This window comes from Streptomyces sp. MA5143a, assembly GCF_900290235.1.
GTDB lineage: Bacteria > Actinomycetota > Actinomycetes > Streptomycetales > Streptomycetaceae > Streptomyces.
The window spans coordinates 87,495-106,333 of sequence record NZ_OLMK01000021.1 but is presented as its reverse complement, the minus strand read 5'-3'; the positions used below and the strand labels follow the sequence as shown (position 1 = coordinate 106,333).

Annotated in this window: 18 protein-coding genes; 15 read left to right on the top strand and 3 right to left on the bottom strand. The window is 72.4% G+C overall.

The genetic code is table 11. The features are described from left to right. Nucleotides 1–189: 189 nt before the first annotated feature. From SMA5143A_RS10845 to SMA5143A_RS10825, 5 genes are all read left to right on the top strand, one after another. Entirely contained in the window at nt 190–807 is a 618-nt protein-coding gene (locus SMA5143A_RS10845; RefSeq protein ID WP_107462657.1) for a TetR/AcrR family transcriptional regulator, read from the top strand. 166 nt (nt 808–973) lie between these two features. Next, nucleotides 974–3,229 carry a molybdopterin oxidoreductase family protein gene (locus tag SMA5143A_RS10840; RefSeq protein WP_107462656.1) on the top strand — a complete coding sequence of 752 codons (2,256 nt, stop codon included), beginning with the start codon at nt 974–976 and terminating at the stop codon, nt 3,227–3,229. A 121-nt stretch (nt 3,230–3,350) separates the two neighbouring features. Next, a complete protein-coding gene (locus SMA5143A_RS10835; RefSeq protein WP_107462655.1) occupies nt 3,351–4,808 on the top strand; it encodes a CitMHS family transporter in 1,458 nt (485 codons plus the stop codon). 53 nt (nt 4,809–4,861) lie between these two features. Next, nucleotides 4,862–6,115: an MFS transporter gene (locus SMA5143A_RS10830; RefSeq protein ID WP_107462654.1), complete on the top strand. Its 1,254-nt coding sequence runs from the start codon at nt 4,862–4,864 to the stop codon at nt 6,113–6,115. 100 nt (nt 6,116–6,215) lie between these two features. Further along, nucleotides 6,216–6,815, top strand: a complete 600-nt coding sequence (locus SMA5143A_RS10825; RefSeq protein WP_107462653.1) for a hypothetical protein — start codon at nt 6,216–6,218, stop codon at nt 6,813–6,815. Nucleotides 6,816–6,848: 33 nt separating this feature from the next. Here SMA5143A_RS10825 and SMA5143A_RS43790 read toward each other — a convergent pair whose 3' ends face one another. Beyond that, a complete protein-coding gene (locus SMA5143A_RS43790) occupies nt 6,849–7,376 on the bottom strand; it encodes a hypothetical protein (RefSeq protein WP_258193467.1) in 528 nt (175 codons plus the stop codon). Between SMA5143A_RS43790 and SMA5143A_RS43785 the strand changes: the two genes are divergently transcribed. From SMA5143A_RS43785 to SMA5143A_RS10800, 5 genes are all read left to right on the top strand, one after another. Continuing rightward, the gene (locus SMA5143A_RS43785) at nt 7,261–7,821 is read left to right on the top strand and encodes a class F sortase (protein ID WP_258193463.1); all 561 of its coding nucleotides are present in this window, start codon (nt 7,261–7,263) and stop codon (nt 7,819–7,821) included. The genes SMA5143A_RS43790 and SMA5143A_RS43785 overlap by 116 nt on opposite strands. A 167-nt stretch (nt 7,822–7,988) precedes the next feature. Next, entirely contained in the window at nt 7,989–8,489 is a 501-nt protein-coding gene (locus SMA5143A_RS10815) for a DUF3574 domain-containing protein (RefSeq protein ID WP_107462651.1), read from the top strand. 132 nt (nt 8,490–8,621) lie between these two features. Continuing rightward, a complete protein-coding gene (locus SMA5143A_RS10810) occupies nt 8,622–10,010 on the top strand; it encodes an aldehyde dehydrogenase family protein (protein ID WP_107462650.1) in 1,389 nt (462 codons plus the stop codon). 117 nt (nt 10,011–10,127) lie between these two features. Beyond that, nucleotides 10,128–11,213: a Zn-dependent alcohol dehydrogenase gene (locus tag SMA5143A_RS10805; RefSeq protein ID WP_107462649.1), complete on the top strand. Its 1,086-nt coding sequence runs from the start codon at nt 10,128–10,130 to the stop codon at nt 11,211–11,213. A gap of 253 nt (nt 11,214–11,466) precedes the next feature. After that, nucleotides 11,467–12,822 carry an MFS transporter gene (locus SMA5143A_RS10800; RefSeq protein ID WP_107462648.1) on the top strand — a complete coding sequence of 452 codons (1,356 nt, stop codon included), beginning with the start codon at nt 11,467–11,469 and terminating at the stop codon, nt 12,820–12,822. Here SMA5143A_RS10800 and SMA5143A_RS10795 read toward each other — a convergent pair. Beyond that, nucleotides 12,819–13,817: a DMT family transporter gene (locus SMA5143A_RS10795; protein ID WP_107462647.1), complete on the bottom strand. Its 999-nt coding sequence runs from the start codon at nt 13,815–13,817 to the stop codon at nt 12,819–12,821. The genes SMA5143A_RS10800 and SMA5143A_RS10795 overlap by 4 nt on opposite strands. A 65-nt stretch (nt 13,818–13,882) precedes the next feature. Then, nucleotides 13,883–14,527 (bottom strand): TetR/AcrR family transcriptional regulator, encoded by a 645-nt coding sequence (locus SMA5143A_RS10790; RefSeq protein ID WP_107462646.1) that lies wholly within the window; start codon nt 14,525–14,527, stop codon nt 13,883–13,885. Between the two features lie 63 nt (nt 14,528–14,590). Between SMA5143A_RS10790 and SMA5143A_RS10785 the strand changes: the two genes are divergently transcribed. The 5 genes from SMA5143A_RS10785 to SMA5143A_RS10765 all read left to right on the top strand — a co-directional run bounded on the left by SMA5143A_RS10785 (nt 14,591) and on the right by SMA5143A_RS10765 (nt 18,730). Then, complete coding sequence (locus SMA5143A_RS10785; protein WP_107462645.1) at nt 14,591–15,742, top strand: acyl-CoA dehydrogenase family protein; 1,152 nt, start codon at nt 14,591–14,593, stop codon at nt 15,740–15,742. A 96-nt stretch (nt 15,743–15,838) separates the two neighbouring features. After that, complete coding sequence (locus SMA5143A_RS10780; RefSeq protein ID WP_055521519.1) at nt 15,839–16,126, top strand: YiaA/YiaB family inner membrane protein; 288 nt, start codon at nt 15,839–15,841, stop codon at nt 16,124–16,126. 150 nt (nt 16,127–16,276) lie between these two features. After that, nucleotides 16,277–16,903 carry a TetR/AcrR family transcriptional regulator gene (locus SMA5143A_RS10775; protein WP_099965670.1) on the top strand — a complete coding sequence of 209 codons (627 nt, stop codon included), beginning with the start codon at nt 16,277–16,279 and terminating at the stop codon, nt 16,901–16,903. A gap of 388 nt (nt 16,904–17,291) precedes the next feature. Then, nucleotides 17,292–17,987, top strand: a complete 696-nt coding sequence (locus tag SMA5143A_RS10770; RefSeq protein WP_107462644.1) for a glycoside hydrolase family 11 protein — start codon at nt 17,292–17,294, stop codon at nt 17,985–17,987. A gap of 104 nt (nt 17,988–18,091) precedes the next feature. After that, complete coding sequence (locus SMA5143A_RS10765) at nt 18,092–18,730, top strand: polysaccharide deacetylase family protein (protein WP_107462693.1); 639 nt, start codon at nt 18,092–18,094, stop codon at nt 18,728–18,730. Nucleotides 18,731–18,839: the final 109 nt, after the last annotated feature.

Genomic DNA, 18,839 nt, shown 5'->3' with positions numbered 1-18,839 from the left:
GGTGCCATCGGGCCGCGGCGGAGAACCGGACCCGAGGTGGATCCGTCTTGTCAGTGCGGTGCTCTACGCTCCCGGCAGGGCCCGGACGTGCGGATGTTCGTCGTCCGCCGCGTTCGACCGCTGAGCGGGAGTGGCGGTACCGGCCGTACCTGTATCCGGAAGCTCATCGGACCTCGGCGGAAAGGCATCATGAAGCCCGTGTCCCAGGCGACCTCCTTGCGCCGCGCACCCGTGCAGCGGCGCAGTGCCGAACGACTGACCAGGATCCTCGACGCCTGCGCCGACCTCCTCGACGAGGTGGGCTACGACGCGCTGAGCACCCGTGCCGTGGCACTGCGCGCGGGTGTGCCCATCGGCTCCGTCTACCGCTTCTTCGGCAACAAGCGCGCGATGGCCGACGCCCTCGCCGAACGCAACCTCGCCCGCTTCACCGAACGCGTCGGACGCCGGCTGGAGGGCACCGGCGGCCGGGACTGGCGCACCGCCATGGACGCCGTCCTCGACGAGTACCTCGACATGAAGCGCCACGCCCCCGGCTTCGCCCTCATCGACTTCGGCAACCAGATCCCCGTCGGCGGCAGCCGTCAGGAACCCAACACCCGCGTCGCCGACCGCCTCTCCGAGCTGCTCTCCGACTACATCGGCCGCACCCCCGACGAGGACCTGCGCCGCATCTTCCTCATCGCCGTCGAGACCGCCGACACCCTCGTCCACCTCTCCTTCCGGGTCTCCCCCGAGGGGGACCCGCGGATCATCGAGGAGATGCGGCAGCTGCTGCGGGCCTATCTCGCGCGCGTCCTGGACTGATCCGATCCGCCCCGAGCCAGGGGGTGTTCCCAAGGTCCCGCACCGCACCCGCCGGTTCGCCCCTCCCGCAGATGCATACCGGTCGGTATGCTCTGCTGCGGCGCCGCGCCCTCCATGCGCGCGGCGCCCGTCCGAGCGTCAACGCCGTCGCCCTCCGGGAGGACCCGTGTCCACCACCCCCGACTCCCGCACCGCCCTGCGGATCTGCCCGCTCTGCGAGGCCACCTGCGGGCTCACCCTCACCATCGAGGGCACCCGGGTCACCAAGGCCCGCGGCGACCGGGACGACGTGTTCAGCAAGGGGTTTATCTGTCCGAAGGGCGCCTCGTTCGGCGCGGCCGACGGCGACCCCGACCGGCTGCGCACCCCGCTGGTCCGCAAGGACGGGGAACTGCGGGAGGCCACCTGGGCGGAGGCCTTCGACGCCGTCGCCGCCGGACTGCGCCCGGTCGTCGAGGCGCACGGCCCGCACGCCGTCGGCGTCGTCCTCGGCAACCCCAACGTGCACACCATGGCGGGTGCCCTCTACCCGCCCGTCCTCCTCGCCGGGCTCGGCACCCGCAGCCTGTTCACCGCCTCCACGGTCGACCAGATGCCCAAGCACGTCTCCAGCGGGCTCCTCTACGGCGACGCCCACGCCATCCCCGTACCGGACCTCGACCGCACCGACCACCTGCTGCTCCTCGGCGCCAACCCGCTGGAGTCCAACGGCAGTCTGTGCACCGCCCCGGACTTCCCCGGCAAGCTCAAGGCGCTCAAGGCCCGCGGCGGCACCCTCACCGTCGTCGACCCGCGGCTGACCCGCACCGCCAAGCTCGCCGACCGGCACGTGGCGATCCGCCCCGGCACGGACGCGCTGCTCCTCGCGGCGATGGCGCACGTCCTGTTCGAGGAGGACCTCGTCGACCTCGGCGACCTCACCCCGAACGTCCTGGGCGTCGAGGAACTCGCCGAAGCCGTAAGGGAGTTCAGCCCCGAGGCCGCCGCCGGGGCCTGCGACGTGGACGCCGGCGCGATCCGGGCCATGGCCCGTGAACTGGCCGCCGCGCCCACCGCCGCCGTATACGGCCGCATCGGCAGCTGCACCGTCCCGCACGGCACCCTCGCCAGCTGGCTGGTCGACGTCCTCAACATCCTCACCGGCAACCTCGACCGGCCCGGCGGCGCCCTGTTCCCGCACTCCGCCACGGACAAGACGCCCCGGCCCGCAGGACCCGGCCGCGGCTTCGCCCTCGGCCGCTGGCACAGCCGGGTGAGCGGCCACCCCGAGGCCAAGGGCGAACTGCCGCTGTCCGCGCTCGCCGAGGAGATCGACACCGCCACACCCGAGGGCAGCCCCGTCCGTGCCCTGATCGTCGTCGCCGCCAACCCCGTGCTCTCCGCGCCGGACGGCGACCGCCTCGACAAGGCGCTCGACTCGCTCGACTTCATGGTCAGCGTCGACCCCTACCTCAACGAGACCGCCCGCCACGCCGATGTCGTCCTGCCGCCGCCCCCGCCCTCGCAGGCCCCGCACTTCGACTTCGCGTTCAACGCGTTCGCCGTCCGCAACCAGGTCCGCTACAACCGCGCCGCCGTGCCCCTGGAGGACGGCCGCCTGCCGGAGACCGAGATCCTCGCGCGCCTGACCCTCGCCGCCACGGGCATGCACGGCGCCGACCCCTCTGCCGTGGACGACCTGGTCATCGGCCAGACCCTCGGCAAGGCCGTCAAGGAGGCCCACTCGCCCGTCCACGGCCGGGACCCCGGGGAACTGGCCGCCCTGCTCACCGGTGAGAGCGGCCCCGAACGGCGGCTCGACATGATGCTGCGCCTCGGCCCGTACGGCGACGGCTTCGGCGCCGACCCCGACGGCCTGAACCTGGAGCGGTTGCTCGCCCACCCGCACGGCATCGACCTCGGGCCCCTCCGGCCCCGGCTGCCCCAGCCGCTCAAGACGGTCACCGGCAGGATCGAACTGCTGCCGGGCCCGATCGCCGACGACCTGCCGAGGCTCCGCACGGCCCTCGGGGAACGCCCGGACGGCCTCGTCCTCATCGGCCGCCGCCATCTGCGGTCCAACAACAGCTGGCTCCACAACGTGCCCGCCCTCACCGGCGGCACCAACCGCTGCACCCTGCACATCCACCCCGAGGACGCCGCACGCCTCGACATCACCGACGGGGACGCCGTACGGATCAAGGGCGCCGGGGGAGAGGTCACCGCTCCCGCCGAGGTCACCGACGGTGTACGCCGGGGCGTGGTGAGCCTTCCGCACGGCTGGGGGCACGACCGGCCGGGCACCCGGATGAGCCACGCCGCGCTCGATCCCGGAGTCAACGTCAACCAGCTCCTCGACGGCTCGCTCCTCGACCCGCTGTCGGGCAACGCGGTCCTCAACGGAGTGCCCGTGGAGCTCGCGCGAGCAGGCGCAACGCTGTGACCTGGAGTTCTGCGCTTATTGCTCGCATGTCAACGTCTTGTTAACGCTTGTGGAGCCGCCCTAACGTCGTCGCACCGCCGGTGCCCTGGTGGGAGTTCAAGGGCGAACGTTAGGTATCCACATGTTGACCATCCTCGGCTTCGCCATGATCGCGACCTTCCTGGTCCTGATCATGATGAAGAAGATGTCGCCGATCGCGGCGCTCGTGCTGATCCCCGCTCTCTTCTGCGTCTTCGTAGGGAAGGGCGCCAAGCTCGGCGACTACGTCATCGAGGGGGTGGGCAACCTCGCGCCCACCGCCGCGATGCTCATGTTCGCCATCGTCTACTTCGGCCTCATGATCGACGTCGGCCTCTTCGACCCGATCGTCCGAGGCATCCTGAAGTTCTGCAAGGCCGACCCGCTGCGCATCGTCATCGGCACGGCCCTGCTCGCCGCGATCGTCTCGCTCGACGGCGACGGCTCCACCACCTTCATGATCACCGTCTCGGCGATGTACCCGCTGTACAAGCGCCTGAAGATGAGCCTCGTCGTCATGACCGGCGTCGCCGCCACCGCCAACGGTGTGATGAACACGCTGCCCTGGGGCGGCCCGACCGCCCGCGCCGCCACCGCGCTCAAGCTCGACGCGGGCGACATCTTCGTCCCGATGATCCCGGCGCTCGCCGTCGGTCTCCTCTTCGTCTTCGTCCTCGCCTACTTCCTCGGTCTGCGCGAGCGCAAGCGCCTCGGGGTGCTGAGCCTCGACGAGGTCCTGGAGCAGGACAAGATCGTCAAGGACGAGGAGCAGGAGCAGTCCGAGGAGACCGTGCTCGTCGGCGCGGGCGCCTCCGCCGCCGGCTCCGGCGACGACAAGGTCCGTACGACGAAGACCACCGGCGGCGCCGGCTCCGGCACGGACGCCGACCCCGAGGACGACGACGCCGACGACGTCCGCCTCCAGGGCCTGGACCCGAACCGCCCGACGCTGCGCCCCAAGCTGTACTGGTTCAACGCGCTGCTCACGGTCACGCTGCTCACCGCCATGATCATGGAGTGGCTGCCGATCCCGGTGCTGTTCATCCTCGGCGCCGCGCTCGCCCTGACGGTCAACTTCCCCCACATCCCCGACCAGAAGGCCCGGCTCGCCGCCCACGCCGACAACGTCCTCAACGTCTCCGGCATGGTCTTCGCCGCCGCCGTCTTCACCGGCGTCCTCCAGGGCACCGGCATGGTCGACTCCATGGCCAAGTGGATCGTCGACGGCATCCCCGAGGGCATGGGCCCGCACATGGCCCTCGTCACCGGCTTCCTGAGCCTGCCCCTCACGTACTTCATGTCCAACGACGGCTTCTACTTCGGTGTCCTGCCGGTCCTCGCCGAGGCCGGTGCCGCACACGGTGTCTCGCCCCTGGAGATCGCCCGCGCCTCCCTCGTCGGCCAGCCGCTGCACATGTCCAGCCCGCTCGTGCCCGCCGTCTACGTCCTCGTGGGCATGGCGAAGGTCGAGTTCGGCGACCACACCCGGTTCGTCGTGAAGTGGGCGGCGGTCACCTCGCTGGTCATCCTGGGCGCCGGAATCCTGATGGGCATCATCTGAGCCGACATCCGAGCCGACCGGCCCCGTCGGCCGAGTCAAGGAGGAACGTCATCGTGAGGCCCGGCAGGAATCGCGGCTGGCTGCTTCGTCTCGTCATCGCCTTCAGCTTCGCGCAGGGGGCGGTGTCGATGGCGCGGCCCGCCGTCTCCTACCGGGCCCTCGCGCTGGGCGCCGACGAGCGGGCGATCGGTGTGATCGCGGGGGGCTACGCCCTGCTCCCGCTGTTCGCCGCCGTCCCGCTCGGCCGCAGGACCGACCAGGGGCGGTGCGCGCCCCTGCTGCCCGTCGGTGTCGTTCTCATCGCCGGTGGCTGCGCCCTGAGCGGTCTGGCGAACTCCCTGGTGACGATGGCCGTCTGGAGCGGGGTGATGGGCCTCGGCCACCTCTCCTTCGTCATCGGCGCCCAGTCGCTGGTCGCCCGGCAGTCCGCGCCGCACGAACACGACCGCAACTTCGGCCACTTCACCATCGGCGCCTCCCTCGGCCAGCTGATCGGCCCGGTCGCCGCGGGCGCCGTCATCGGCGGCCCGGACATGGCACGGACCAGCGCCCTGGCGCTGGTGGTGGCCGGCGCGGGGGCGGCGGTCGCGTTCACCTCGCTGTGGCGCATAGAGCGCCCCGTGGACCCCGAGTCCCGCACCGAGCAGGGCGACCGGGTCCCCGTGCACCGCATCCTGCGCACCAGAGGAGTGCCCGGCGGCATCCTCATCAGCCTCGCGGTGCTGTCGGCGACCGACATCCTGACCGCCTACCTCCCGGTCGTCGGGGAGGACCGGGGCATCGCGCCGTCCGTCATCGGCCTCCTGCTGAGTCTGCGCGCCGCCGCCACCATCGCCTGCCGTCTGGTGATGACACCCATGCTGCGGTGGCTCGGCCGGACCGCCCTGCTCACCGTGACCTGTGTGCTCGGGGCCGTACTGTGCGCGGGGCTCGCGGTGCCGGTGCCCGTGTGGGCGCTGGCCCTGATGCTCGCCGCGCTCGGCTTCTGCCTCGGGGTCGGGCAGCCGCTGTCCATGACGACGGTCGTGCACGCCGCCCCGGACGCGGCCCGCTCCACCGCCCTCGCGCTCCGGCTCACGGGCAACCGGCTCGGGCAGGTCGCGGCGCCGGCCGCGGCGGGTCTGGTCGCAGGTGTCGCGGGAGTGGCCGCGCCGTTCGTGATGCTCGGCGCGCTGCTGCTGGTGTCGTCGGGGATCGCCCTGCGCTCCCCGGTCGCCCCGGCCCGGAGGAGCGGAGGGAAGGAGCGTTCCGCCGGGCGGCGCGGCTCCCGGATCGGGGCGGTCTTGAGCCGGAAGAGGGACATCTGACGGTGCGTGAGGCGCGGCTCCCGCCGTCTTCCCCGTGATGTGACAGAGAGTCAGGTGAAAGCGTGATTTGTATGACAATCACCTGACTCGGAGGTCTTGCATGTCCACCTCGTCCCGCCCCCGCCGCGCCGGAGCACGCGCGAGTGCCGCCGTCCTCGCGACGCTCACCGCCATGGGAGCCACCATGATCTCGGCACCGGCCGCCGTCGCGGCGCCGGGCGACCCCGACGTCAAGATCCACCGGGTGGGCTTCCCGTTCAGCAACCAGCGCCACCAGCCGAACGTCTGCGACTTCTATCTGGCCGCGTTCAACTTCCGCGCGGGACAGAGCATCGCCTGGAGCATCGACAAGCTGCCGCCCGCCGCGGTCCCCAACCCCGTCGCCGAGGGCGCCATCGCGCTGGCGGACGACGGCAGCGGCTACACCCCGCCGGTGACCCCCGAGGGTGCCGTGCGTTTCCAGGAGGGCGACTACCGGCTGACCTGGCGGATCGTCGGCGAGACGGCCGCGCCCAAGTTCAAGGACTTCAACGTGAACTGCCCCGTCGCGCCCAACGGCGGCCCGCCGGCCGGCGGCGGTGGCCTCGCCATGACCAAGGACTTCTCCCCGGTCGTCGGGACGGCCGCCGTGGGCCTCGCCGCGGTGGGCGGGGTCGCCTATCTGCGGCTGCGCCGTCGTCGCGCCGATGGCGCCGCGTAGAGGCGCCCCGCGGCCCTGGCACCGGACGCGCGCCTACCGCCTCACCCGGACGATCGTGCTGACCGTCGTGCTGGTGGTGAGCGTCGCGAACTGGGCGAAGGACGAGGAGCGGGGCGGCCCGCACGGGGCCGACCTCGCCGGGGCCCAGGGGGCGCGCGATGCGGGGACATCGCGTGCTCCGGCGCCCTGGTACTCCCCACCCCCGCGCCCCACGCCGTCGCCCACGGCACGTCCCACGACGGCGACCACGCCCCCCACACCACCGGACGCGACCACGGAACCCGGGGTGCCTTCGGGGACCGGGATGCCGTCGAAGGCCGGGTCCGCGCCTGGGATGCCGTCCGGGGCCGGGGCGGCGCCCGGCGGGCGTCCGGGGGAGGGTGCCGCGTCGGCGGCGGGAGGCGCGGTGGCCTCCGGGAGGCCTGACGGGGCCGGTGGACCGGGGGTGCCCGGATCGCCTTCGAGGGCGACGGCCCGCCCCACCACCGACCCGTCGGCGAAGCCGGGCGGCCCCGCCGGGCCCCGACCGCTTGCGCACTCGCCGGCGAAGACCGTCAGCATCCCCTACCTCGGTATCAAGGCCCCGGTCGTGGAACTCCGCCTCGACCGCGAGGGGCGGCTGCCCGCACCGCCGGACGCCAGCCCGAAGCTGGTCGGCTGGTACGCGGCGGGCCCCGCGCCCGGTGGCCCCGGTACGGCGGTCGTGGTCGGCCATCGCGACACCCGGACGGGACCGGCCGTGTTCGCCGCGCTGGACATGGTCGAACGCGGCCGTGTCGTCGAGGTCCGACGCGCCGACGGCCGTACCGCCGTCTACACGGTGGACGCCGTGAAGACGTACGAGAAGGCCCACTTCCCCAACGAGCTCGTCTACGGCACCCGGAACCGCCCCGAGCTGCGCCTGATCACCTGCGGCGGGGTGTACGACCGGAGGAAGGGCTACGCCAGCAACGTCGTCGTCTTCGCCCACCTCACGGACGTCCGAGGCGCCGCGGGAAGGGGGTGATCGGGGCCCGCGCGGAGGCGGCAACCGGCACCAGGCACAGAGGGGACCGGGGCGCGGGGAGTTGGGGGGCGGCTTCTCGGCGGCTTCGGGGGCGTACGGGCGCACGCTCGGTCCGGCTCCGGCGCGGCCGACGTCCCGGAGTCGGCGGTTCCGTTACAGGTGTGGGCATGACCTCGAACCCCGCCCGTACCCGGCGCCCCGCCCTCGCCCGGCACCTCATCCGCCCCCGCGTCGCCCTCGCGGCGGCCGCCTGCCTGCTCGCCGTCGGGGCCCCGACGGCGTACGCCACCCTCGCCGACGACGTCTCCTCCGGTCCCGTCGTGGCGCCCGGGCGCGGGGCCCCGTACATCGAGACCCGGCTGTTCTTCGGCACGGAGCGGCCCGACGGCGGACCGGCCGTCACCGACGAGGAGTTCATGGACTTCGTCGATCAGGAGGTCACACCCGGCTTCCCGGACGGGCTCACCGTGCAGCAGGGGCGCGGCCAGTGGCGGGACGCGAACGGCGTCATCGAGACGGAACGGTCGTACGAGCTGACCCTGCTGTACCCGGTGTCGGCCGCCACCGCCGGCCACCGGAAGATCGAGGAGATCCGCGTCGACTACCGGAAGGCCTTCGGCCAGGAGGCGGTGGCCAGGGTGGACGACCGTACACGCGTCGACTTCTGAGGCGGACCCTCGGACGGGGCGCGGACGGGGCGCGGGCGGGGCGGTCGTCACAGCCCTCCGCTCTGGTGCCGGAAAACTATCAGAGCTAGTTTTTGGTGCGGACCACTCGGCGGCGCAGCGGAAGGCACCACGATGAAGGCACACGACGGCATGTACATCGGCGGCGACTGGCGGCCCGCCGCCGGCACCGACACGATCGAGGTGGTGAACCCGGCCGACGAGCAGGTGATCGGCCGGGTCCCCGCCGGCACCGCCGAGGACGTCGACGCCGCCGTACGCGCCGCACGGGCGGCCCTGCCGGGTTGGGCCGCCACGCCGCCCGCCGAGCGCGGCGGGGTGATCGGCGCGCTGCGGGACGCGCTCGCCGCGCGCCGGGAGGAGATCGCCGAGACGGTGACGGCGGAGCTCGGCTCGCCGCTGCCGTTCTCCCAGAAGGTGCACGCCGACCTGCCGATCACGGTCGCGGGCTCGTACGCCGAACTCGCCGCGACGCAACGCTTCGAGGAGAGGGTCGGCAACTCGACCGTGTTCCACGAGCCCATCGGCGTCGTCGGCGCGATCACCCCCTGGAACTACCCGCTGCACCAGATCGTCGCCAAGGTCGCCCCGGCGCTCGCGGCGGGCTGCACGGTCGTCCTGAAGCCCGCCGAGGACACCCCGCTCGTCGCCCAGCTGTTCGCGGAGGCCGTGCACGAGGCGGGGGTGCCCGCAGGGGTGTTCAACCTGGTCACCGGTCTCGGCGCGGTCGCCGGGCAGGCACTCGCCGCGCACGACGGCGTCGACATGGTGTCCTTCACCGGCTCCACGGCCGTCGGCCGCGGCATCGGCGCCACCGCGGGCGCGGCGATCAAGCGGGTGGCCCTGGAGCTCGGCGGCAAGTCCGCCAACGTCATCCTCCCGAGCGCCGACCTCGCCAAGGCCGTCAACGTCGGCGTCGCCAACGTCATGTCCAACTCGGGCCAGACGTGCAGCGCCTGGACCCGGATGCTGGTGCATGCCTCCCAGTACGAGGAGGCGGTCGAGCTGGCCGCGACCGCCGCCGCGAAGTACGGCGAGCGCCTCGGCCCGCTCGTCAGCTCCAAGCAGCGGGACCGGGTGCGCGGATACATCGAGAAGGGTCTCGCCGAGGGCGCCCGGCCGGCCGCCGGAGGCCCCGAATCCCCGCGCGAGCAGGGCTACTTCGTGAGCCCCACCGTCCTGGCCGACGTGACCCCCGAGATGACCGTCGCCCAGGAGGAGATCTTCGGCCCCGTGCTGTGCGTCCTCCGCTACGAGGACGAGGAGGACGCCCTGCGCATCGCCAACGGCACGGTGTACGGGCTCGCCGGTGCCGTCTGGGCCGCCGACGAGGCCGAGGCGGTCGCCTTCGCCCGCCGCATGGACACCGGCCAGGTCGACATCAACGGCGGCCGCTTCAACCCGCGGGCACCCTTCGGTGGCTACAAGCAGTCGGGGGTCGGCCGTGAACTCGGCGCCCACGGTCTGGCCGAATACCTCCAGACCAAGTCCCTCCAGTTCTAGCCTCCCGTTCTGGTCCCTCCAGTTCTGGTCCCTCCAGTTCCGGTCCCGCCGGCGGGCGCCCCCGCCCGCTGCCGTTGCCGTCGCCCGTTGCCATCGCCCTGGGAGAGTCGTTCCGTCATGACCGTTCGAGCCGCCGTACTGCCCGCCGTCGGGGCGCCGTTGGAGATCGCCGAGATCGAGCTGCCGGAGCCCGGTCCCGGCCAGGTCCGGGTGCGGCTCGCCGCCGCCGGGGTCTGTCACTCCGACCTGTCGCTGTCCGACGGGACGATGCGGGTGCCGGTGCCCGCCGTGCTGGGCCACGAGGGCGCGGGGACGGTACTGGCCGTGGGGGAGGGGGTCACCCATGTCTCGCCCGGCGCCGGTGTCGTCCTCAACTGGGCCCCGTCCTGCGGGAGTTGCCATGCCTGCTCGCTCGGGGAGGTGTGGCTGTGCGCGAACGCGCTGGCCGGCGTCGGCGACGTGTACGCCCGCCGCGCCTCCGACGGCACGGACCTCCACCCCGGCCTGAACGTGGCGGCGTTCGCGGAGGAGACGGTGGTGGCCGCCGGGTGCGTGCTCCCCGCCCCGGACGGCATTCCGCTCACCGACGCGGCGCTCCTCGGCTGCGCCGTCCTGACCGGGTACGGGGCGGTGCACCACTCGGCGCGGGTGCGGGAGGGCGAGACCGTCGCCGTGTTCGGCGCGGGCGGAGTGGGCCTCGCGGCGCTCCAGGCGGCGCGGATCGCGGGCGCGTCACGCATCGTGGCGGTGGACGTCTCCCCGGCGAAGGAGGAGCTGGCGCGAGCGGCCGGGGCCACGGACTTCGTCGTCGCCTCCGAGGACACCGCCCGCGAGATCCGGGCGCTGACCGGGAAGCAGGGGGTCGATGTCGCCGTGGAGTGCGTGGGGCGGGCGGTGACGATCCGTACGGCCTGGGAGTCCACGCGGCGGGGCGGGCGCACGACGGTCGTGGGGATCGGCGGCAAGGAACAGCAGGTCACCTTCAACGCGCTGGAGATCTTCCACTGGGGCCGCACCCTGTCCGGCTGCGTGTACGGCAACTCCGACCCGGCACGGGACCTGCCGGCCCTGGCCGACCATGTCCGGGCCGGCCGCCTCGACCTCGGCGCACTGGTCACGGACCGCATCTCGCTGGACGACATCCCGGCAGCCTTCGACAACATGCGCGCGGGCAAGGGGGGTCGGGCGGTAGTGACGTTCTGACCTGCGTACGCACGGTGCGGGCGCGTCGGGCCGCAGGCCCAGGCCTCCAGGGGCACGGGTAACTGCGCGAGAAACCACGACGCTCCCGCACCCGCCGCACCGGCCACACCCGCCGCACTGGCCACACCCGCGCGCACCCTCCGAGTCATGAGGCGCCCCGGAACGGAACCCACCCGTGCACAACCGTTGACCGACATACCGTCCGGTCAGTACGTTCCCGGGAACGTCCCCGCACCCATCGGAGTGTGCACGCATGGACACCGCTCCTTCTCCCCGTCCCCCGCAGCCCGACCCCCGCCACCGCCGCAAGGTCGCCACCGCCGCGGCCCTCGCCTCGGCGGTCGAGTGGTACGACTACTTCGTCTTCGGCATAGCCGCGGCCCTCGTCCTCGGCGACCTCTACTTCCCCGCCGGCAGCTCCTCCGCGGGCGTCCTCGCCGCGTTCGCCACCTTCGCCGTCGGCTTCCTCGCCCGCCCCCTCGGCGGCATCGTCGCCGGTCACCTCGGTGACAAACGCGGCCGCAAGCCGATGCTGGTCCTGGCCCTCACCCTGATGGGCCTCGCCACCACCGGCATCGGTCTCCTCCCCACGTACGAGACGATCGGGATCGCCGCTCCGGTCCTGCTCGTCCTTTTCCGGGTCGCCCAGGGCGTCGCCGTCGGCGCTCAGTGGGGCGGCGCGATGCTGCTCGCCACCGAGTACGCCCCCGAGGGCAAGCGCGGGGTGTACGGCAGCTTCGTGCAGCTCGGCGTGCCGATCGGCGTGGTGAGCGCCAACACGATGTTCCTCGTGGTGGGCGCGACCACCGACGACGCGGCGTTCACCGCCTGGGGCTGGCGCGTGCCCTTCCTGGTCGGCCTGTTCGTCCTCGGCCTCGCCTGGTACATCCACCGCCACGTGGAGGAGACCCCCGAGTTCCGGGCGGCGGAACGGAAACTGACGGAGCGGGAGAGGGGTGAGAAGAGCTCCCCGCTCAGGACGATCCTGCGCGGTCACCTCGGCACGGTCTTCCTCGCCGGTGGATCCTTCGCCGTGAACACCGCGACGTTCTACATCCTCATCACCGGCGTCCTCGACTACACCACCCGTGAACTCGACATGAGGCGCGGCGCCGTCCTCGCCGTCTCGCTGTGCGTCAGCCTCACCCAGCTCGTGCTGATCCCCGCCGCCGCGGCCCTCTCCGACCGGGTCGGCCGGATCCGGATCTACGCGTTCGGCGCGGCCGGCATCGCCCTGTGGGCCGTGCCGCTGTTCCTGCTCATCGACACCCGCTCCCTGGTGTGGCTGGCCGTCGGCACGTTCGTCGCCAGCTGCTTCCTCAGCATCATGTACGGGCCGCAGGCCGCCCTGTTCGCGGAGCTGTTCACACCCGAGATGCGGTACACGGGTGCCTCGCTCGGCTACCAGATCGCGGCGGTCCTCGGCGGCGGCCTCGCGCCGTTCCTGATGGTGCTGCTGCTGGAGGCCACCGGCACGTCGATGGCGGTGTCCGCGTACATCATCGTGCTCTCGGTGGTGGCGCTCCTGTCGATCAGGGTCCTCGCCCGGCGGGCGAGTGCGCGCACCGAGCCGACCCCCCGGGCGGAGCCGGCGGAACAGGTCGGTTAGCCACGTCGGCTAAGAGGTCCGATCGCGCTCGGACCGTGGCTCCGGACCGTGTCCGGAGCCACGGTCACCGCGACGTCCGTCACCCCGGCCCCGGCCCCGGTCCCGGCCCGCGGCCGGGACACCGCCACACCCGCCAGGCACAGCGCGCCACCGGCCAGGGTGAGCGGCCCCGGCACCTCGCCCAGCGCCAGCCATGACATGAGGACGACCAGCGCGGGCACGGCGTACGTGGTGGCGCCCATCCGGCTCGCGGTCGTACGGGACAGGGCGTACGCCCAGGTCGTGAACGCCAGCGCGGTCGGGAAGACGCCCAGGTAGACCATGTTGAGGGTCGCGGACAGCGGCGCGTCGGCCGCGTCCCGCACCAGTTGCCCGGCGAACGGCAGGCACAACACGGCGCCGACGAGACAGCCTAAGGTGGTCACCTGGAGGGCGCTCGCCGAGCCCAGCGCGGGCTTCTGCGCGACCACGCCGCCCGCGTACGCCACCGCCGCGAGCACGCACAGCACGACGCCCAGCACCGACGCTCCGCCCTCGCCGGACATCGACAACCCCACCGCGACGGCGCCCGCGAACGACACCGCCATGCCCGCGAGCAGCCGGGGCGGCATCGGATCGCCCAGCAGACGGGCGCCGAGCAGGGCGATCAGGATGGGGCCGATGTTGACGACCAGCGCGGCCGTACCCGCGTCGACCTGCTGCTCGCCCCAGTTCAGGGCGACCATGTAGAACCCGAACCAGAGCGCCCCGGACACCGCGATCCCCCGCCACGCGGCCCGTGGCGGCAGGCCCTCCCGCCGTACCGCCCAGATCAGCCCGAGCGCCACCGCCCCGGCCCCGAGCCGGCCCAGCGCCAGCGCCCCCGGCGAGTACGCCTGCCCGGCGCTGCGGATGGACACGAAGGCGGACGCCCACAGCACGACGGTCACGAGGGCGGCCCCACCGGCGAGGAGCTCGGCACGACGGACGGGACGGACCCGGGAGTTCTCAGCCATGCCCCGAGGCTAGGCGGGCCGCCGCACGGGGGCTCGCGATTTTCGGACGCCGAGCTCGGAGGGTCCTAGGACCCCTGTCGGACGACCCGCTCGTACTGTGCCGCCAGGCCCTCCAGCAGCGCGTTCAGGCCCGCTTCGAACGCCCGCTCGTCCACCTTCTCCTGCTGTTCGGCCAGCAGATGCGCCTGGCCGAGATGCGGGTAGTCCGCCGGGTCGTACGCGCTCTCGTCGTCCACGAAACCCCCGGCGAACGACCCGAGGGCGGACCCCATGATGAAGTACCGCATCAGCGCCCCGATGGACGTGGCCTGCGCCGCGGGCCACCCCGCGTCGACCATGGCGCCGAAGACCGCGTCGGCGACCCGCAGCCCGGCGGGCCGCCGTCCGGGCCCCCGTGCGAGGACGGGCACGATGTTCGGATGGACGCGCAGGGCGCCGCGGTAGGAGAGCGCCCAGTCGTGCAGCGCGGTACGCCAGTCGCGTCCGTCCTCGAACATCGACAGGTCGACCTGGGCGCTCACCGAGTCCGCCACCGCCTCCAGGATCTGGTCCTTGGTGCGGAAGTGGTTGTAGAGCGAGGGCCCGCTCACCCCCAGCTCGGCCGCGAGCCGCCGGGTGGACAGGGCCGCCAGCCCCTCCGCGTCGACCAGATGCCGTGCCGTCTCCACGATGCGGTCGGTGCTCAGCAGGGGCTTGCGCGGTCGGGCCATGGCGCACATAGTAGGGGTGCGCCATTAAACTAGCAGTGATAATTAAAGGAGGGGTGAGCCGCCGTGAACCTGGAGCTCAGCGAGGAGCAGACCGCCGTCCGCCGACTCGCCCGGGACTTCGTGGAGCGCGAGATCGCCCCGCACGTCGTGGACTGGGACCGCGCCGAGAGCGTCGACCGTTCGATCGTGAAGAAGCTCGGCGAGGTCGGCTTCCTGGGGCTCACCGTCGACGAGGACTACGGCGGCTGCGGCGGTGACCACCTCGCGTACTGCCTGGTCACCGAGGAACTCGGCCGCGGTGACTCCTCGGTGCGCGGCATCGTCTCCGTCTCCCTCGGTCTGGTCGCCAAGACGATCGCGGCCTGGGGGAGCGAGGAGCAGAAGAGGCGCTGGCTGCCGGGGCTGACGGCGGGGGAGTATGTCGGCTGCTTCGGCCTCACCGAGCCCGGTACCGGCTCCGACGCCGGCAACCTCGCCACCCGCGCGGTCCGCGACGGCGACGACTACGTCCTCGACGGCACCAAGATGTTCATCACCAACGGCACCTGGGCCGATGTCGTCCTCCTCTTCGCCCGCTCCACCGACGCCCCCGGCCACCAGGGCGTCACCGCGTTCCTCGTCCCCACCGACACCCCCGGCCTGACCCGCCGCACCGTCCACGGCAAGCTGGGCCTGCGCGGCCAGGCCACCGCCGAACTGGTCCTGGACGGTGTCCGCGTCCCCGCCTCCGCGATGCTCGGCCCCGAGGGCAAGGGCTTCGGCGTCGCCATGTCGGCGCTAGCCAAGGGCCGGATGTCGGTCGCCGCGGGCTGCGTCGGCATCGCCCAGGCCGCACTCGACGCGGCGGTCCGGTACGCGGGCGAGCGCGAGCAGTTCGGCCGGTCGATCGCCCACCACCAGCTCGTCCAGGAACTCCTCAGCGACATAGCGGTCGACGTGGACGCCGCCCGGCTGCTGACCTGGCGCGTCGCCGACCTCGTCGACCGGGGCCTGCCCTTCGCCACCGAGGCGAGCAAGGCCAAGCTGTTCGCCTCCGAGGCCGCCGTCCGCGCCGCGAACAACGCCCTCCAGGTCTTCGGCGGCTATGGCTACATCGACGAGTACCCGGTCGGCAAACTCCTGCGCGACGCCCGCGTGATGACCCTGTACGAGGGCACCAGCCAGATCCAGAAACTCCTCATCGGGCGGGCACTGACCGGGGTGTCGGCGTTCTGAGCGCCGGGGCGGCAGGGGTTCTGAGTACCGGGAGCGGTCCCGGACTGAGTATCCGCGCGGATGTGGCACGCCCCACATCCGTCGACCCTGGTCCCCATGAGTGAGACACCGGTCAAGCAGCAGAACACGGCCGCCTTCTACGGGCAGGCCGTCGCGTCGTTCGCCGTCGCCATGGCGGCCACCGGCGTCGGCATCTACAACCTGGACGCCGACGTCTGGGTCCGCGCCTTCCTCGCCATCGCGGTCCTGTACCTCGTGACCTCGGCGTTCACCCTGTCCAAGGTGATCCGCGACCGGCAGGAGGCCGGGCAGATCGTCAGCCGGGTCGACCAGGCCAGGCTGGAGAAACTCCTCGCCGAGCACGACCCCTTCGAGAAACTCTGACGCCCCTCACCGCCGTGCACGCCCAACGCCGGCCACCCGCCCCCACATGGTCGCGTCCCCGCCCGCTCACCCCGCTGAGCGGGCACTCTAAGCGCTCGCTCACCCTCGGCGGTATGGTGGTGCCCAGCCACGGGAAGGGGCGAACGATCGATGAGTACGGCGGAGGAGACGGCCGGCGGCGAGCCGCAGCCGTGGGGCGAGGTCAGCCCGGACGCGGCCCGACGGCTGCTGGTGGCCGCTGTGGAGGCCTTCGCCGAACGCGGCTACCACGCCACGACCACCCGTGACATCGCGGGCCGCGCCGGCATGAGCCCGGCCGCGCTCTACATCCACTACAAGACCAAGGAAGAGCTGCTCCACCGGATCAGCCGCATCGGCCACGAGAAGGCCCTCGACGTCCTGCGCACCGCCGCCGACTCCGAGGGCACCCCGGCCGACCGCCTCGCCGAGGCCGTCCGCTCCTTCGTCCGCTGGCACGCCGGGCAGCACACCGTCGCCCGTGTCGTGCAGTACGAACTCGACGCGCTGGGCCCCGAAGCCCGCGCCGAGATCGTCGCCCTGCGCCGCCAGAACGACGCCGCGGTCCGCCGGATCATCCAGGACGGCGTCGCCGCCGGCGACTTCGACGTGCCCGACGTCAAGGGCACCACGGTGGCCGTCCTCTCCCTGTGCATCGACGTGGCCCGCTGGTTCAACGTCAACGGCCCGCGCACCCCCGACGAGGTGGGCGCCCTCTACGCCGACCTCGTCCTGCGCATGGTGCGCGCCACGAAGTAGGTCGATGGTGCGCGCCACGAAGTAGGTCGTAGGGGCCGCGGCCGTGGAGGGCGGGGGAGCGGTCTTCGCGGAGGACTGGCGCATCCCGCGCCCCGCTCTCGGACGACGTCCTCGCGACCGCGGCCACATGACCGTCGGCATGGTTCGGCCTCCTCTCCGAAACATTCGAAGAGTATGGATCGGGCTTTTGATCTTCGCATTTCGAGACCTTGGGGAAAGTATTTCCTCCGGGTGGCATCAACCCTCTCTGAGCAGCTAGTACGGCATTTCCTCGGTCCATTTCGTCGGGCGAATGTTTCGGGATCATTGCCGAAACCGTTGACAGTTGACAGGGGCAGTTCAACACTCCCCCGTAACAGGGCCCCACGAGAGGGAGGAAGCACGCCAGATGAACGACGCACCCGCACCCGTGCCCGGCACCCCCAGCCGCAGGCTGTTCCTCGGCGGCGTCGGCGCCACGGCGCTGGCCGCCGCGACCACGCTCACACTGCCCGGCACCGCCCACGCCGACACGGTCGTCACCAGCAACCAGACCGGTACCAACAGCGGCTTCTACTACTCGTTCTGGACCGACTCCCCGGGGTCCGTCTCCATGACGCTGGCCAACGGAGGCGCCTACCGGACCTCCTGGCGCAACACCGGCAACTTCGTCTGCGGCAAGGGCTGGAGCAACGGCTCCCGCAGGACGGTGACCTACTCGGGCAGCTTCAACCCGTCGGGCAACGCGTACCTGTGTCTCTACGGCTGGACGTCGAACCCGCTCGTCGAGTACTACATCGTCGACAACTGGGGCACCTACCGGCCCACGGGCACCTACCGGGGCACGGTCAACAGCGACGGCGGCACGTACGACATCTACCGGACGACGCGGTACAACGCCCCGTCCGTCGAGGGCAACCGCACCTTCGACCAGTACTGGAGCGTCCGTCAGCAGAGGCGGACCGGCGGCAGCATCACCACAGGCAACCACTTCGACGCCTGGGGCCGCGCCGGGATGCCCCTGGGCAACTTCCGCTACTACATGATCATGGCGACGGAGGGCTACCAGAGCAGCGGCAACTCCAGCATCACGGTCGGCGGTTGATGATGACTGCTCCGTTCCAGGCCCGGTCGTCGGCACATCCGTCGGCGCGGCCCTCCCGACGCCGGTCCTCACGTTCCCTGGTGGCGCTCCCGGCCGCCGTCGTGATGGCCGCCGTGGGCGCCCTCACCGCCGGCACCGCCGCACCGGCGGGGGCCGTCGGGGCCGCCGCCTGCAACGGGTACGTCGGACTCACCTTCGACGACGGCCCGACCGGCAACACCTCGGCCCTGCTCAACGCGCTGCGCCAGAACGGGCTGCGGGCCACGATGTTCAACACGGGCCAGAACGCGGCGGCGAACCCGGCCCAGGTCCGCGCCCAGGTCTCGGCCGGGATGTGGGTGGCCAACCACAGCTACACGCACCCGTATCTGACCCGGCTCTCCACGGCACAGATCGACTCGGAGCTCGCCCGCACCCAGCAGGCCGTCGCGAACGCGGGCGGCGGCACTCCGCAGTTGTTCCGGCCGCCGTACGGGGACACCAACGCGACGGTGAAGTCCGTCGCGGCCAGGCGCGGTCTGACCGAGATCCTGTGGAACGTCGACTCGCAGGACTGGAACAACGCCAGTGCGGACGCGATCGTGCAGTCCGTCGGCCGGCTCACCAACGGGCAGGTCATCCTCATGCACGACGGGCCCGCGAACACGCGTGCGGCGATCCCGCGCATCGCGCAGACGCTGGCCGCCCGCGGCCTGTGCGCCGGGCGGATCTCGCCCCAGACCGGACGCGCCGTGGCTCCCTGAGCCCGGTGACGGCGGTCCGCCCCGGTGGGCCATGCCCGACCGGTGCGCACTGCGGTACCCGTGGCGCGGCGGTCTCTCACCTCCGCCGCGCCATCACCGGCCGGACGGC

Excerpts from the sequence above, each read along its gene's own strand:
- SMA5143A_RS10845 (WP_107462657.1), top strand. The coding sequence starts at position 190 with ATGAAGCCCGTGTCCCAGGCGACCTCCTTGCGCCGCGCACCCGTGCAG.
- SMA5143A_RS10835 (WP_107462655.1), top strand. The coding sequence starts at position 3,351 with ATGTTGACCATCCTCGGCTTCGCCATGATCGCGACCTTCCTGGTCCTG.
- SMA5143A_RS10825 (WP_107462653.1), top strand. The coding sequence starts at position 6,216 with ATGTCCACCTCGTCCCGCCCCCGCCGCGCCGGAGCACGCGCGAGTGCC.
- SMA5143A_RS43790 (WP_258193467.1), bottom strand. The coding sequence starts at position 7,376 with ATGCTGACGGTCTTCGCCGGCGAGTGCGCAAGCGGTCGGGGCCCGGCG.
- SMA5143A_RS10815 (WP_107462651.1), top strand. The coding sequence starts at position 7,989 with ATGACCTCGAACCCCGCCCGTACCCGGCGCCCCGCCCTCGCCCGGCAC.
- SMA5143A_RS10810 (WP_107462650.1), top strand. The coding sequence starts at position 8,622 with ATGAAGGCACACGACGGCATGTACATCGGCGGCGACTGGCGGCCCGCC.
- SMA5143A_RS10805 (WP_107462649.1), top strand. The coding sequence starts at position 10,128 with ATGACCGTTCGAGCCGCCGTACTGCCCGCCGTCGGGGCGCCGTTGGAG.
- SMA5143A_RS10800 (WP_107462648.1), top strand. The coding sequence starts at position 11,467 with ATGGACACCGCTCCTTCTCCCCGTCCCCCGCAGCCCGACCCCCGCCAC.
- SMA5143A_RS10795 (WP_107462647.1), bottom strand. The coding sequence starts at position 13,817 with ATGGCTGAGAACTCCCGGGTCCGTCCCGTCCGTCGTGCCGAGCTCCTC.
- SMA5143A_RS10790 (WP_107462646.1), bottom strand. The coding sequence starts at position 14,527 with ATGGCCCGACCGCGCAAGCCCCTGCTGAGCACCGACCGCATCGTGGAG.
- SMA5143A_RS10780 (WP_055521519.1), top strand. The coding sequence starts at position 15,839 with ATGAGTGAGACACCGGTCAAGCAGCAGAACACGGCCGCCTTCTACGGG.
- SMA5143A_RS10775 (WP_099965670.1), top strand. The coding sequence starts at position 16,277 with ATGAGTACGGCGGAGGAGACGGCCGGCGGCGAGCCGCAGCCGTGGGGC.
- SMA5143A_RS10770 (WP_107462644.1), top strand. The coding sequence starts at position 17,292 with ATGAACGACGCACCCGCACCCGTGCCCGGCACCCCCAGCCGCAGGCTG.
- SMA5143A_RS10765 (WP_107462693.1), top strand. The coding sequence starts at position 18,092 with ATGGCCGCCGTGGGCGCCCTCACCGCCGGCACCGCCGCACCGGCGGGG.